The organism is Variovorax sp. UC122_21 (assembly GCF_044056785.1).
Classification (GTDB): Bacteria; Pseudomonadota; Gammaproteobacteria; order Burkholderiales; family Burkholderiaceae_C; genus Variovorax.
Window position 1 is genome coordinate 502,089 of sequence record NZ_CP172003.1, and the last position, 13,884, is coordinate 515,972.

Here is a 13,884-nt window from a genome sequence, read left to right on the forward strand (position 1 = left end):
CGATGAATGCAACGACCACCGAAGCGGGCACGACGCACCACGCCGTCGTCTCCAGGGACCAATGGACCGAGGCGCGCCGCGCCCTGCTGAAACGCGAGAAGGAACTCACGCGGCTGGGCGACCAGATCGCGCGCGAACGCCGCGCCCTGCCCTGGGTGCGTGTCGAGAAGGACTACGTCTTCGACACGCCCGACGGCCCGCGCGCGCTGGCCGACCTGTTCGAAGGCCGCAGCCAGCTGCTGGTGCAGCACTTCATGTTCGCGCCGGGCAGGGAACAGGGCTGCCCGAGCTGTTCGTACATGGCCGACCACAACGACGGCGCCGCCCCGCACCTGGCCGCGCGCGACGTCACGCTGCTCGTGGTCTCGCGCAATGCGCTGCCCGAGATCGAGCGCTTTCGCGAACGCATGGGCTGGAAGTTCAAGTGGGTGTCGTCGGCACGCAGCGACTTCAACCACGACTTCCATGTCAGCTTCACGCCCGAGGAATTCGCGAGCGGCTCGGTCTACTACAACTTCGGCATGCAGCCCTTTCCGCAGGCCGAGGCGCCGGGCATCAGCGTGTTCTTCAAGGACGCGGCGGGCCAGGTGTTCCACACCTACTCGCGCTACGGCCGCGGCGTGGAGGTGATGATGGGCGCCTATCCGTTGATCGACCTCGTGCCCAAGGGACGCGACGAGGAAGGGCTCGAGCACACGATGGCATGGGTGCGGCATCACGACCGCTACGAATCGCGGCCCGCGGCGCATGCGTGCTGCGGATCGCGCGGCTGAGACCTTCCATGACCGCGCTCTGGCCCTGGCTGGCTGTCGCGGGACTCGGCGCCTTCCATGGGCTGAGTCCGGCCAATGGCTGGATGTTCGCCGCGGCCTGGGGCGTGCAGACGCGTGACGCTGGAAGGGCACGGCGCGCGCTGCTGCCGATCGCCGTCGGGCATTTCGCATCGGTCGCGATCGTGGCCTTCGTCGTCGCGCAGGGGCTGTGGCTGGACCGTGCGCTGGTGCAGGTGCTGGCTGGTGCGCTGCTCCTCTTCGCGGCGGCCTACCGGCTGCTGCGCGGCGGCCGATCCACCATTGGATCGCGAGCGAGCCATGCGGGCCTCGCGGGCTGGTCCTTCGTGATGGCGACCGCGCACGGCACCGGGCTCATGCTGGTGCCCGCGCTCGTGCCGCTGTGCCTCGGCGGCGATCCCGCGCGGGCCATCACCGCATCGGGCTCGATGGCGCTGGCGCTCGCCGCGGTCGCGGTGCACACGGCGGCGATGCTGCTGGCCACCGGGCTGATCGCCACCGGCGTGTGCCGCGGCATCGCGCGGCATCCGCGGCTGCTCGAGGGCCGGGCGCTGCGACTGGGCTGGACCGTGGCGCTGTCGGCGGCCGGCTTGCTGTTGATCGCGACGCACTGACCTTTCTCCGGATTCTTTCATCACCCTCATTCCCGCTGGCTGCGAGCCTGGACCTGTATCGCGACACGGTGCTCAAGGCACTCGCCGGGACGACCCACCCCGGCCGTGCTGGCGGGCCACAGCTTCGGCGGAATCACCATCTCGGCGGTTGCCGAGACGACACCGGAAAAGGTCGAGACCCTGGTCTACGTGGCCGCCTACCCAGATGCGCTTCGGAGGGGTCGACAAGGTCTATGTGCACACCAGCAAGGATCAAGTCATCAGCCCGGCCTTCCAGGCCAGGACGGTGGCGGCCACGCCGGTGCGCAGCGCCACCACGCTCGCCACGGGGCACACGCCGTTCCTGACGGATCCCGCGGGCCTCGTGAAGGCCATCGAGGACGCAGCCCGCTGATTCAACGGCCCGGCAACCCGCCGGCGCGTCGTCGCGTTCGACCATCGCAGGGCAGGCACGGCCAGGGACGATGCGCCGCATGCCACGCATGGCGAAGGCTAGCCCTCGCCATGCAGCGACTTGAACGCCTGGGGTCCCGCGACGACGCCGGTCAGAAACAGGTCGATGGAAAACTGGACCATGCGCTGCATGTCCAGGCCGCTGTCGGTTCGCGGCGTACGCCCGGCAAGGATGAGGGCCGCGACACCATGCTCCATCGACCATGCCGCGTGGGAGAGGTAATGGAGTTGCTCGCGCGGCCAGCCGTTCTCCAACGCCAGGTCGAACACCGCGTTCGCGAAGTAGCTGTAGGAGACATCGCTGCTTCTCTCCATGTCGCCGCGGCGAAAAGCGAGCAGCAAGCGCGGGCCGGTCATGAGATCGAACAGTCCGGCGTGATCGAGCGCGTACTGGACGTAGCTCAGCATCATCTCGCGCGCCTTGGGAAAAGCCGGAAGCGCGCGTGCCGAGATCTGCTTGCGTTGCTCCGCGAGCTCCTCGAATCCGCTTCGCGCGATGGCTGCCAGCAGGTCGTCCTTGCCGGCAAAGTGGCGCGAGGGGGCCGCCTCCGACACACCGAGCCTGCGGGCCAGCGCGCGCAAGCTCAACTCGCTCGCGCCGCTCTCCTCGAACATCTTGCGCCCCTCGAGCACGAGCGCGTTGCGCAGGTCGCCTCGCTCGTAAGCCGGCTCTCGCAGAGCCGCTCGCGCCTCCCTGGACGGCTTTTTCGATTCCGCGGAAGTACGCGCACCGGGTGACTCGGATCTATGAGGCATCGCTGAAGGCCATTGGGAGCATGGCCCGATTTTAAGCGCCGATCCGGCTCGGGTTAACACTGATAACACGCGCAGTTAACACCGATAACAATGTGCCCGGGACGCATCTGGCGTCGCAACCCACCAAGGAGAACGTCTTGAGCTCGATCGACTATGAAAAGGACGGCGCCGTCGGCATCGTCACGATGGCGAAACCGCCGCACAACCTCATCGACAACGCGATGCTGGAGGCGTTGATGAGCGCCTACGAGACCGCGGTGCGCGAGGGCTGTCGCGCCATCCTTCTTCGCAGCGGCATGCGGCATTTCTGCGCCGGCGCCGACCTGGACCTGTTGTCGCTCGAGCAGCCCGATGCGCAGGCCCTGGCCCGCCTGTGGAAGGCGCTCGAGGACGTGCCGGTGCCCACGGTGGCAGCGGTGCACGGCGCGGCATTGGGCGGTGGGCTCGAGCTGGCGCTGACCTGCGACATGATCATCGCGGCCGACACGGCCTCCTTCGGCATGGCCGAGGCCTCGCTCGGGCTGCTGCCGCTGCTGGGCGGCGTCCAGCGCGTCGTCCAGCGCGCGGGGCCGGCACGCGCCAAGGAACTGGCGATGTTCGGGCGACGCAACGATCCGCGAGCGCTCGAACGATGGGGCGTCATCAACCTCGTTGCCGCCGAAAGCGAACTGCTCGACGTGGCGATGTCGTGGGCCAGGCAACTGGCATCGGGCGCCACGGTGGCTTTCCGAGGCGTCAAGACGCTCGCCAACCTCTCGGCCCGCGGCGGCATCGACGCGGCCGACGCGCAGCAGGTCCCGATGAACGATGCGATGTGGGCCAGCGCCGACCAGAAGCGTGGCCTCGCCGCCTTTGCCGCGACCGGTCCGGGTTCGGCCATCTTCGAGGGCAACTGATCATGAATGCGCCTCTCCAGGATCTCAAGGTCGTCGACTTCACCCGCGTGCTCTCGGGACCCGGCTGCACCAAGGCATTGCGCGACCTCGGCGCGATCGTCACCAAGATCGAGCCGCCGGCGGGCGACGTAGGACGCGCGGGCGTGCCGCACATCGGCGCCATGTCCATGTACTACACCCAGCAGAACGCAGGCAAGCGCAACATCAGCCTGGACCTCAACTGGCCCGAGGCGCGAGCCATCGTCAAGACGCTCTGCCAGGACGCGGACGTGATCGTCGAGAACTTCCGCCCCGGGACGCTGGCGCGCTTCGGCTTCGCCTACGACGACGTGGCGAAGTTCAATCCGAAGATCATCTACGTTTCGATCAGCGGCTATGGGCAGACCGGCCCGTGGCGCAATCGTCCGGCCTTCGCCCCCACCGTGCACGCCGAAACGGGGCTGACGGACATCCTGCAGCGCCACTACGAAGGCGCGAGCACCGAGTTGCGCAACGACGCATGCAGCCATGCGGACGTCTACACCGGGCTGCACGGCGTGATCGCCGTGCTCGCCGCGCTCAATCATCGGAACCGGACCGGCGAAGGCCAGTACGTCGATGTCTCCATGGCCGCGACCATGCTGTCGGTCAACGAGCGCGCCGGTGCGCTGCTCACCAATCTCGATGTCGGGGGCGAGCCCTACGCGCTCAGCGCCAACGAGTCTCCGATCTTCGAGCTGCCCGATGGTCGCAAGCTCACCATCGCGGCCAGCCCGGTGTTCTCGCCGATGTTCGTTCGCTACTGCTCGATGATGCGTCGTTCCGATCTGCTGAAGGATCCGCGCTACGCGACGGCGAAGCTGCGCCGCGCCAACCTCGCGGGCTTGATGAAGGAAGTGCGATCCTGGATCCTGACCTTCGTCGATCTCGATCAATTGCAGGCGCAGGTCAGCGAGGCGGGATTGGCGATCGGCGTCGTGCGCAGCACGCAGGACCTGGCCGACTCCGAATGGGCGCAGGACTGGGGCGCCGTGGTGAACGTCGACGATCGCGACGGTGGCTCGGTGCGCATGCCCGGCCCGCCATGGCGCTTCGGCCGCTCACGGCTTCCGGCGCCGGGAATGCCTTACTTTCAAGGCGAGAGCAACGCCGAGGTGCTCGCCGAACTCGGGGTCGACGGCGAGCGCATCGAGGCCCTGCGCAAACAAGGGGTCCTGCGCTCGCGCAGAAGCGCCGTGGGCGCATTCGATTGAGGTACCGCCGTGACTGCCTCCAAGCTCGACCGCACGCATGATGCATCCGCCCGCGGCTGGCTCGCATCGGCCAATGATGCGGACACCGACTTCCCGCTGCAGAACCTGCCCTTCGGCGTCTTTCGCCGCACCGACGGCAACGGGTCGCCACGTGGCGGCGTTGCCATCGGCGACCAGGTGCTGGACCTGCAGGCACTGGGCGAAGCCGGATGTCTCGACGGCCTGGCGCTCGAGGCGGCGCGCGCCGCGGCCGGTCCATCGTTGAACGCCCTGCTCTCGCTCGGACCGCAGGCCTGGCGAGCGCTGCGGCACGCGCTCTTCGATCTCCTGCATGCCGATGCCGCTGCGATGGCGCCGAAGAAGGTGGCATCGGCGCGCGAGTGCCTCGTTCCCTTGTCCGACATCACGCTCGAGCTGCCGGTGCGCATCGGCGACTACACCGACTTCTACACATCGATCCACCATGCCCGCAACATCATGCGGCTGCTGGATCCGAGGGGGAGGTCTCGCCGAACTTTCAATGGATCCCCTGCGCCTATCACGGACGCGTGTCCTCGATCGGAGTCTCGGGCCAGCGTTTTCATCGGCCGAACGGACAGTTCGTTCCAGCGGGCGCGAGTGTTCCTGTCTATGGCGCCTGCCAGCGCCTCGACTACGAGCTCGAGCTGGGCATCTACATCGGCGCGGGCAATGCGCAGGGCCACCGCATCCCGCTCGCCGACGCCGAAGAACATGTGTTCGGGATCTCCCTGCTCAACGACTGGTCGGCCCGCGATATTCAAGCCTGGGAGATGGCGCCGCTCGGGCCGTTCCACGCCAAGAATTTCGCGACCACCCTGTCCCCCTGGATCGTGACGATGGATGCGCTGGCGCCGTTCCGCACGCCCTGGGACCGCCCCTCGACCGATCCGCAGCCGCTGCCCTACCTCGAAGGCGAAGCCCACCGTCGCGGCGGTGGGCTCGACATCCAGCTCGAAGTGCGGCTGGAGACACAGCGCATGCGGGCCGAAAGGATCGCGCCGCAAGCCATCTCGCGCACCAGCTTCTCTCATCACTATTGGTCGATCGCACAGATGGTGACCCACCACGCCGCCGGAGGATGCAACCTGCAGTCCGGCGACCTGCTCGGCAGCGGGACCATCTCCGGTCCGGCCCCGGCGGAAGCGGGCGCGCTGATGGAGTTGAGTCGCGCGGGGCGCATGCCGGTGCGCCTGCACAACGGCGAGGAACGCGGCTTCCTCGAAGACGGCGACGCGGTGATCTTTCACGGCTGGTGCCAACGCGATGGCTTCCAGCGCATCGGCTTCGGCCTCAACCGCGGTCAAGTCCTGCCTGCGCTTGCGCACGACATCTGAGCGACCGCCTTCTTTTCCGATCGACCGAGAAATACAGGAGACAACATGACAAGCATTGCTCGACGCGCATCGCTCATCGCAGGCCTCTGCGGGAGCTTGTGTTCGATGGCGGGGTTCCTGGCGCCCGCCGCCGCGACGGCCCAGACCGCTTCAACCAAAACCGTGGTCATACGCGTCGCATACCCCGCGGGCGGGCCCGCCGACGTCGCCGCGCGCAAGACACAGGTTCCGCTCCAGGCCTCGCTGGGGCAGACCGTCATCATCGAGAACGTGCCCGGCGCAAGCGGCTCGATCGCCGCCTCGAACGTCCTGAACGCCGCACCCGACGGGAACACGCTGCTGGTGACCACGGGCAACGACCTGATCCTCGCTCCCCTGGCCATGGCGCAGGTGAAGTACAAGCCCGAGAACTACCGCCTGGCTGGGGTGCTCTCGATCACCGACTTCACGCTCGTCACGAATGCCCAGCACGCCTTCTCGAGCGTCGATGACCTGATCGAGTCCGCGCGCAGGAAGCCCCAGAAGGAAATGACTTTCGGGAGTTGGGGCTATGGCTCTGCGCCCTATCTGGTGGCCGCCGATTTCGCGGCCTCGGCCGGCATCCGTGTGCTGGACGTTCCATACAAGGGGGCCGCACCAGTGATCCAGGCGCTGCTGGGCAACGAGATCGACATGGCGTTCGTGCCGCTCGCGCCCAACGTTCTCGAACTGGTGCGGCAAGGGAAGCTGAAAGCCATCGGCAGCGCGAGTTCGGCGCGCAGTCCCTATCTGCCGAACATGCCGACGCTGAACGAGGGGAAGCACCTGAAGCAGTTCGTCTACAGCGCCTGGGCAGCCCTTTTCATACCCGCGAGCGTTCCGGAGCCGCTGGCCGTCCGACTCAACCAAAGCCTGGCGGAGGTCAAGAAGAGCGAGGACTACAAGCGATTCCTGGCCGATTCCGCGGCCCTCCCCGACAGCCCCACGACGCTCGCACAGGCCGAGGCCTTCTATCGCGGCGAGATGCAGAAATTCCGCGCCATCGCGAAGTCCGTGAATCTCCAGGCGCAATAGTTCTTCGACTGACCACTACGAGACCTCTCCATGACCCCCTCCGAGTCGCCCGCGACACCCATCACCGTCACATCCACGGACCTGCCGATCGTTCATGTCAGGATCGTTTCTTCCAGGCCCTACGAACTCGTGAAGGAGGCGCTGGAGACCCAGCTGGGCCGGCTCAGCGATGCCATTCGCGAGCTGTTGAGAAAGAACGAGATCGAAGCCGTCCGCGAGGCCCTCACCGCCGCGGCGGGCGAAAACGGCCTGGCCATACACTACATCGGGCCGCACGGGGACTGGCTCGCCCTGCAGGGCGCGCGCAGAAAAGCGACCTCCTATCTCATCGGAAACGTGCTCTACGCGGTGCAGATGACGAGCATCGACCTGGCATCGGGACTGTACGCACCGCTTCGCGTGATCCTCTACGAAGATGCGTCCGGATGCTCGGTGTTCGAGTACGACCGGCCTTCGACCCAGTTCGGCCAGTTTCGTCAGCCCGGCATCGACGACGTGGCCGCGATCCTCGACCAGCGGCTCCACGCGCTGCTCATCAAGGTCTGCACGCCATGAACACGATCGTGTCGTGCATGGTCCGGTGCGCGCTGTCTGCATGTGCCGCTTCCGCGTTCGCATCGCTGCCTGCGCTCGCGGCCGACGGCTATCCCGCGAAGGCGGTCAAGATCGTCGTGCCGTATGCACCCGGCGGCCCCGTGGACCAGCTCGCGCGCAACCTGGCCGAGCGATTGGGCAAGGCGAGCGGCCAGGCCTTCATCGTCGAGAACAAGCCCGGTGGCAACACGATCGTCGCGGCCACCGCGGTGGCGCGCGCACCCGCCGACGGCTACACGCTGATGCTGGCCTCGTCCGCGAGCCTCGCGGTCAATCCGCTGGTCTACAAGTCCCTCGCCTACGACCCCGAACGCGACTTCGCACCGGTGTCGATGCTGGCCAGGGCCCCCTTGGTCATGGTGGTGAACACCGCGACGCCGGCGAAGAACCTCAAGGAACTGGTGTCCCATATCCGGAGCCAGAACGGACGCTTCGCGTATGCCTCCAACGGCAATGGCAATCCGCTCCACCTGGCTTGCGCACTCTTCGGCTCGATGGCGAATGTCGAGATGCTCCACGTTCCTTACAACGGGACCGCGCCGGCCCTCGCGAGCGTGCTGGGCGGAGACACCCAGATGACCTGCGACATCGTCCTCAACTCGATGCCCCAGATCAAGGCAGGGAAGCTGCACCCCATCGGCATCGTGGGGCCAAGGCGCGTTGCCGCGCTGCCCAATGTGCCGACGCTGGGCGAGGAGGGGCTGTTCGGCGTTGACGCCACCGTGTGGTTCGCGTTGGTCGCTCCTAAGGCGACGCCGACGGCGGTTGTCGAAAGGCTGAACGGCGAGGTTGTCAAAGCCCTCGACGATGCGGCCCTCAAGACCCGCTTCAGCGACCTGGCGATGGAACTCGAGAGCAGCACGCCTCGAGAGGTCTGGTCCCTGACTGCAAAGGAACGAGTCAAGTGGTCGGCGGTCGTCAAGAAATACGACATCAAGCTCGACTGATCTGGAAAACGGCAAGCGCCCTCGATGTCCTGGAGCGATGCAATCGAACCCGATTCATCTTCTTCACTCGCTGATGCGCACCTCCCAACGGCTGCGTACCGAGTGCCAGCCAAGCGGCGAGCGCATCGCACACGAGCAAAGCTCCGCCACCGATCCGTCCACATGGACGGTGGCCGGAGGTTGCTGCGGCTTCGTCCTCGTTCCCGAAGCCGAGCAGCGGGAGTTCTACCGGGGCTACGGAATCTTCGTCGGCATCGGCTGCAGCGTGTTCGTGGCCGTGAGCGCTACGCTGCTGGCACGCTGAATTCGCCCCGGCGAGTTCGAGGCACGAAGGCTCCACCCCCGAGAAGCTAGGCCGCGGCGCGCAGCAGCGAGTCGCCCGAGTCCCCTTGCCATAGTCGCATGCGGTATTGAGCCGGCGGCAGACCGAACCACCGCTTGCAGGCCCGGAAGAAATTGCTTCTGTCGACGAAACCCAGCAGATCGGCCACATCGGTCAGCGAGTGACGTTCCTGCGCCAGGTACTGCTGCGCGAGTTCGCGCCGAGTGCGGTCGAGCAGCATCTGGAACGACATCGACTCTTCCTGCAGCCGACGCTGCAAGGTGCGATCGGCCAGGCCGAGACCCGAAGCGACATCCTGGCGGCGCGGCTCGCCGTGCGACAGGCGGCGCGCGATCTCGGCGCAGACCAGGGTGCTGGTCGTGGTCTGTCCCAGCTCGACGAGTTGATCCTCGAGCAACTGCTCCTGAATTTCGGCCAGCACCGGATGGTGCGTGGGCAGCGGCAGCGCGAGATCGGTGGCCGATACCAACATGCGGTTCGCCGGCGCATCGAAGCGCACCGGGCACGCGAAGGCCTCGCGGTAGGGACGGTCGTTGGCCGGCGCGGGATAGGCGAACTCCATCGCCAGCGGCTGGATGTCGCGACGCGTGAGCCAGCAGCTCTGCACCAGTGTCGTGAGAAACGCGTATTCCACGCGCTGGCGCGGAATCGGCAGCCGGCCGCCGATGTGCTCGATGGCGAGCCAGGCACCGAGTGCTTCGTGCTCGACGGAAAAGGCGGTGGCGTCCGACAGGACGGCCATATAGCGTGCGGCCAGCCTGTAGGCCATGCCGAGGTCGACGCTGGACGCCATGGCGAGGCCCACGGTGCCAAGCTTGCTGTGGGTGGCCGCGAGCTCGCGGCGCAGTCCCAGCGTCGAATGGCGGGCTTGCCCGATCGCCAGTTGCCACAGCATGGTGATCTCGTCGACCGGGATGCGCGCGTTCTGCCGGTGCAGCGACTCGGGATCGAAGCCGGCGTCGCGCAGCAGCGAGGGAACGTTCAGCCCTTCGGCATCGAACATCGAGAGTACGCCCTGGAGCCAGGCCGCCGAACTGGTTCGCCCTTCGTGCGGTGATATGCAGCGCGGACGGCGTCGTGATGATCGATGAGACGAGAGGGCTTCCGAAGTCACTGTGTTGGCTCGCTTGCGATACCGATGGATGCGGGGGCGAATCCTAGAATTTTCGAGGTTGCCGCAGACGCCATGACTATGGACCTTGCACGCGAAGGCGGGCATTCCGGTTAACCCGGTGTGCGGACGAATGCAGGAAGCAGGAGACAAGATGAATCGACGACTTTCGATCGGTGGTATCACGATGGCCCTGGCTGTCGCGTGGCTGGTGGCCGGCTGTGGGGGCGGCGATGACGCCCCCCGGTTCGTGGCCGTGCCACCCGCTGCCTCGCAGCCGGAACCGGGGCCCGGTGGCGGCAACGGGCCAGGGGCAGCGCCCGCACCCCGGATACTGGTCATTTCCAACCGCGCCGACCTCGTCTCCGGCGGCGATGCGCTGGTGGAAATCCAGTGGCCCGAGGGCGTCGACCCGGCGACGGCGAAGATCACTCTCGACGACGTCGACATCGCGAAGGCGTTCGCCCGGCGGCCCAACGGCCGCTACATGGGGCTCGTCACCGGGCTGAAAGTCGGCGACAACACCCTCGCCGCAGGTCTCCCCTCGGGCAACGCGCGAATCACCATCACCAATCATCCGATCGGTGGGCCGGTATTCTCCGGCGCGCAGATGCAGCCGTGGATCTGCGCGACACGGACCGCGAAGGCGGTGACAGTGAAAGGCAACGCCGGCAGCGCACCGGCGAGCGCCACCGCCACCACCAAGGCAAGCGGGCTGGAAGGCGATCCGGTGGATGACCAGTGCAACGCCGGCACGCTCTACACCTACTACTACCGCAAGGCGAGCGCGCCGACGAGCTGTACCTTCGGCATCACCGGCGGCAATGCCTGCTACACGCAGTACGACCCGGCCTCCATGCCCGCGGATTCCGAGATCGCCGACTTCACGAACGACCGCGGCGACACCGCCAAGGACCTGATCCGCGTCGAGCGCGGGACGATCAACCGCACGATCTACGCGCTGGCCGCGCCATTCGATCCACGCGATACGAACATGCCCTGGGCACCGCCGAAGGGCTGGAACGGCAAACTCGTCTGGCAGTTCGGAGCGAGCACCGGGTTCAGCCGCTTCCAGAGCGGCCCGGCACGCAGCCTGTTCGACGCTTCCGGCGGCCTGGGTCTGCAACGTGGCTTCATGGTCGCCATCGCGTCCTTGACCGACCACGGCACCAACGCCAATGACGTGCTCGGCGCGGAGACCATGATGATGGTCAAGGAACTGATCGCGGAAAGGTACGGACGAATCCGCTACACGATCGGCGATGGTTGCTCCGGCGGCTCGATCAAGCAGGCCTCGATCGCGTCGGCCTATCCCGGCCTGCTCGACGGCATCCAGCCGCAATGCACCTATGCGGATGCATTCACGCCGATCATCGAACTCGCCGACTGCGGCGAACTGCAGGCCAACTACTACGCCAACGATTCGAGCGGGCAGGCACTGACCGCGGCGCAGCGCGCGGCAATCAACGGCCACACCAGCACCGGCTTCTGCGCCGCCTGGATCAGCTCCTTTCTTCCGGCCCTCAATCCCTCGCGCGCGCAGAACTGCGGCTTTCCCGCGAACTTCCCCTTGGTCTACGACCGGACGGCCAACCCGAAAGGCCTCCGCTGTGCCGGCGCGGAGCATGCGATCAGCCAACTCGGATCCTTCGTCGGCGACGATGGCATCGAGCGCGGCAACGGCGTGATCGACAACCAGGGCGTGCAGTACGGCCTCGGTGCATTGCGCGATGGCGCCCTCTCCGCCGAGGAATTCGTGCGGCTCAACGAAGGCGTCGGCGGCTACGACGGCGATCTCGTCTGGCAGGCGCGGCGCACGAACGCGCGACGCGAGTCCATCGGCATCCACTACCAGGCAGGCTTCGTCAGCGACGGGCGACAGCTCGCGAAAGTGCCGATCATCGACCTGCGCGGCAACCAGGCGGCGACCGGCGACATCCATGCGAACTGGCGTGCGTACTCGGTGCGTGACCGTCTCGACCGTGACGCGGGAGGCCACGGCAACCAGCTGATCTGGAAGTTCAATTCGTCCAGCGGCTCGTCGGCACCGGGAGCGGCACTCGCGCGCAAAGCCTTCGTCACGATGGACGCCTGGCTGGCCGCCATCGAGGCCGACACCAGCGCGAACCCCATCGAGGCCAAGGTGCTGAGCAACCGTCCCGCCGCGGCGGTGGACTTCTGCATCGCGAGCAACGGCGCCAACGATGCCGACCTCGCCACCACCGTCGGCCTCGAAGACGCGGCCTGCCCCGTGAAGCAGCAGTCGTCGCCGCGCCAGGTGGCTGGCGGCCCACGCGCCGAGAACGTCTACAAGTGCCAGTTGAAGCCCTTGGCCCTCGGTGACGCTGCCTATGGCGGCGCGCGGTTCACCGACGACCAGAAGGCGCGGCTGGCCGCCGTCTTCCCGGACGGCGTGTGCGACTGGGACAAACCGGGCGTCGGCCAGGTGCCGGTCACGCCCTGGCTGAGCTTCGCTGCCGGCCCTGGCGGCCGGCCCCTGGGCACGGCGCCCGTGTCAGTCGCGGCGCCTTGATGCGGGCGGACGAGGCCCGTGGCGACGCGGCCATGCCGTCGTCTCATCCGACCTCACTCGAAGTAGTTGCCCGCCCGCACGATCACTCGTTGCGACTCGGGCCCGGTGCCCTCGGGAACGGCGCCTTCCTGGATCGCGCGGATCTGCCGGGTCAGGAGCCGCCTCAGCATCACGACGCCCTTGTCGCTCGTCGCGAGGTGCTCGTCGCTGTGGGCGGGGATGCTCCCCTGGCTGGACTGCGCTTCATAGTCGTCGGGAAACTGCTTGTGCTCCTGCTCGCTCATCTCCCACCATGTCTTGCCCTCGTGCGTCGCCATCCGCGAGCGGCGTGAATAGAGCGGTTCCTCGTTCTTCGGCACCCTGGCCACGCCGAACGAGCGGTGGTGATGGCTGTCGACGGGAACCAGCCATGCCACCTCGCGGCCCTTGCCGGGCGTGAGCTCGATCGAGGGAACGATGCGCACGTTCGGCAGAAGGGTTTGCGTGATGCGCGTGAGCACGCCCGACTCGGTCTTGCGGACCGATCGGTACATCACGCCGTGGTCGCACAGTTCCCACTCGACATTCGGCATGACGGCCATCTGCTGCCTGAACTGCACGCCGCTGAAGCGGGAATGCAGGATCACGACATGGAAGGGATCCATCACGTTCTCGAAGTTCTGCAGCCAGCTGTAGGGCGCCACGGGGTTCTCGGCCGTCGTGCCGCCGCCGATGTAGAAGCTCTTGTCCTCCTGCTGCAGCTCCTCGTCCGGGCCCAGCTCCTCCAGGACGTCATAGTGCGGCAGCGGGGGCATCGCATCGAGCGGCCCCATGTAGGCGAACACCAGGCCGTAGCGCTCCTCCACCGGATACCAGGGCTGCCGGCACTTGTCGCGATGCTGTCCGCCGCCGGGCTCGCACGGCTGCTCGACGCACGCGCCGTCCACGGCGAACAGCCATCCGTGATAGCAGCAGCGGATCCCTTCGTCCTCGACCTTGCCGTAGTACAGCGAGCTGCCACGGTGCGCGCAATGCTCGTGCAGCAATCCCGCGCGACCCTTGCCATCGCGAAAAGAGGATCAGGTCCTCCCCGAGGATCCGCACCTTCGCCGGATCGCTCGTGACCTTGGCCGAGATCCCGACCGGATGCCAGTAGCGGCGCATCAGCTCCCCGCACGGCGTTCCCGGCTCCACCAAGGTCAGGAAGTCGTCGGAACGCCCGGGCTG

13 protein-coding genes and 1 pseudogene are annotated in these 13,884 nt (G+C 67.0%); 11 read left to right on the forward strand and 3 right to left on the reverse strand.

The genetic code is table 11. From position 1 onward, the window contains the following. The first annotated feature begins 2 nt into the window (after positions 1 to 2). The 3 genes from ACHMXE_RS02565 to ACHMXE_RS02575 all read left to right on the forward strand — a co-directional run bounded on the left by ACHMXE_RS02565 (position 3) and on the right by ACHMXE_RS02575 (position 1,799). Positions 3 to 773 (forward strand): DUF899 domain-containing protein, encoded by a 771-nt coding sequence (locus ACHMXE_RS02565; protein ID WP_395346666.1) that lies wholly within the window; start codon positions 3 to 5, stop codon positions 771 to 773. A gap of 8 nt (positions 774 to 781) precedes the next feature. Continuing rightward, positions 782 to 1,405: a hypothetical protein gene (locus tag ACHMXE_RS02570; protein ID WP_395346668.1), complete on the forward strand. Its 624-nt coding sequence runs from the start codon at positions 782 to 784 to the stop codon at positions 1,403 to 1,405. A gap of 235 nt (positions 1,406 to 1,640) precedes the next feature. Beyond that, on the forward strand, positions 1,641 to 1,799 hold the full coding sequence (locus ACHMXE_RS02575; RefSeq protein ID WP_395346670.1) for a hypothetical protein: 159 nt from the start codon (positions 1,641 to 1,643) through the stop codon (positions 1,797 to 1,799). Positions 1,800 to 1,897: 98 nt separating this feature from the next. Here ACHMXE_RS02575 and ACHMXE_RS02580 read toward each other — a convergent pair whose 3' ends face one another. Continuing rightward, positions 1,898 to 2,473, reverse strand: a complete 576-nt coding sequence (locus ACHMXE_RS02580; RefSeq protein ID WP_281078854.1) for a TetR/AcrR family transcriptional regulator — start codon at positions 2,471 to 2,473, stop codon at positions 1,898 to 1,900. 278 nt (positions 2,474 to 2,751) lie between these two features. Here ACHMXE_RS02580 and ACHMXE_RS02585 point away from each other — a divergent pair, with 278 nt between their 5' ends. The 7 genes and pseudogenes from ACHMXE_RS02585 to ACHMXE_RS02615 all read left to right on the forward strand — a co-directional run bounded on the left by ACHMXE_RS02585 (position 2,752) and on the right by ACHMXE_RS02615 (position 8,995). Then, a complete protein-coding gene (locus tag ACHMXE_RS02585; RefSeq protein ID WP_395346672.1) occupies positions 2,752 to 3,510 on the forward strand; it encodes an enoyl-CoA hydratase/isomerase family protein in 759 nt (252 codons plus the stop codon). Further along, on the forward strand, positions 3,429 to 4,742 hold the full coding sequence (locus tag ACHMXE_RS02590; RefSeq protein WP_395346673.1) for a CaiB/BaiF CoA transferase family protein: 1,314 nt from the start codon (positions 3,429 to 3,431) through the stop codon (positions 4,740 to 4,742). The genes ACHMXE_RS02585 and ACHMXE_RS02590 overlap by 82 nt, the downstream gene beginning before the upstream one ends. Before the next feature lie 9 nt (positions 4,743 to 4,751). After that, positions 4,752 to 6,097 (forward strand): annotated as a pseudogene (gene fahA, locus ACHMXE_RS02595) (fumarylacetoacetase). A gap of 45 nt (positions 6,098 to 6,142) precedes the next feature. Beyond that, positions 6,143 to 7,150, forward strand: a complete 1,008-nt coding sequence (locus ACHMXE_RS02600) for a tripartite tricarboxylate transporter substrate binding protein (RefSeq protein ID WP_395346674.1) — start codon at positions 6,143 to 6,145, stop codon at positions 7,148 to 7,150. A gap of 30 nt (positions 7,151 to 7,180) precedes the next feature. Then, entirely contained in the window at positions 7,181 to 7,705 is a 525-nt protein-coding gene (locus ACHMXE_RS02605; RefSeq protein ID WP_395346675.1) for a DUF302 domain-containing protein, read from the forward strand. Further along, the gene (locus ACHMXE_RS02610) at positions 7,702 to 8,691 is read left to right on the forward strand and encodes a Bug family tripartite tricarboxylate transporter substrate binding protein (RefSeq protein WP_395346676.1); all 990 of its coding nucleotides are present in this window, start codon (positions 7,702 to 7,704) and stop codon (positions 8,689 to 8,691) included. Before ACHMXE_RS02605 ends, ACHMXE_RS02610 begins: the two co-directional genes overlap by 4 nt. Positions 8,692 to 8,728: 37 nt before the next feature. Then, a complete protein-coding gene (locus tag ACHMXE_RS02615) occupies positions 8,729 to 8,995 on the forward strand; it encodes a hypothetical protein (RefSeq protein WP_395346677.1) in 267 nt (88 codons plus the stop codon). Between the two features lie 46 nt (positions 8,996 to 9,041). On the opposite strand, the gene ACHMXE_RS02620 is transcribed toward ACHMXE_RS02615, so the two are convergent. Then, the gene (locus ACHMXE_RS02620; RefSeq protein ID WP_208513414.1) at positions 9,042 to 10,037 is read right to left on the reverse strand and encodes an AraC family transcriptional regulator; all 996 of its coding nucleotides are present in this window, start codon (positions 10,035 to 10,037) and stop codon (positions 9,042 to 9,044) included. Between the two features lie 262 nt (positions 10,038 to 10,299). Here ACHMXE_RS02620 and ACHMXE_RS02625 point away from each other — a divergent pair, with 262 nt between their 5' ends. Further along, positions 10,300 to 12,678, forward strand: a complete 2,379-nt coding sequence (locus tag ACHMXE_RS02625; RefSeq protein WP_395346678.1) for a DUF6351 family protein — start codon at positions 10,300 to 10,302, stop codon at positions 12,676 to 12,678. A gap of 53 nt (positions 12,679 to 12,731) precedes the next feature. Here the strand turns inward: ACHMXE_RS02625 and ACHMXE_RS02630 are convergent, their stop codons facing one another. Then, positions 12,732 to 13,703 carry a Rieske 2Fe-2S domain-containing protein gene (locus ACHMXE_RS02630; RefSeq protein WP_395346680.1) on the reverse strand — a complete coding sequence of 324 codons (972 nt, stop codon included), beginning with the start codon at positions 13,701 to 13,703 and terminating at the stop codon, positions 12,732 to 12,734. Positions 13,704 to 13,884: the final 181 nt, after the last annotated feature.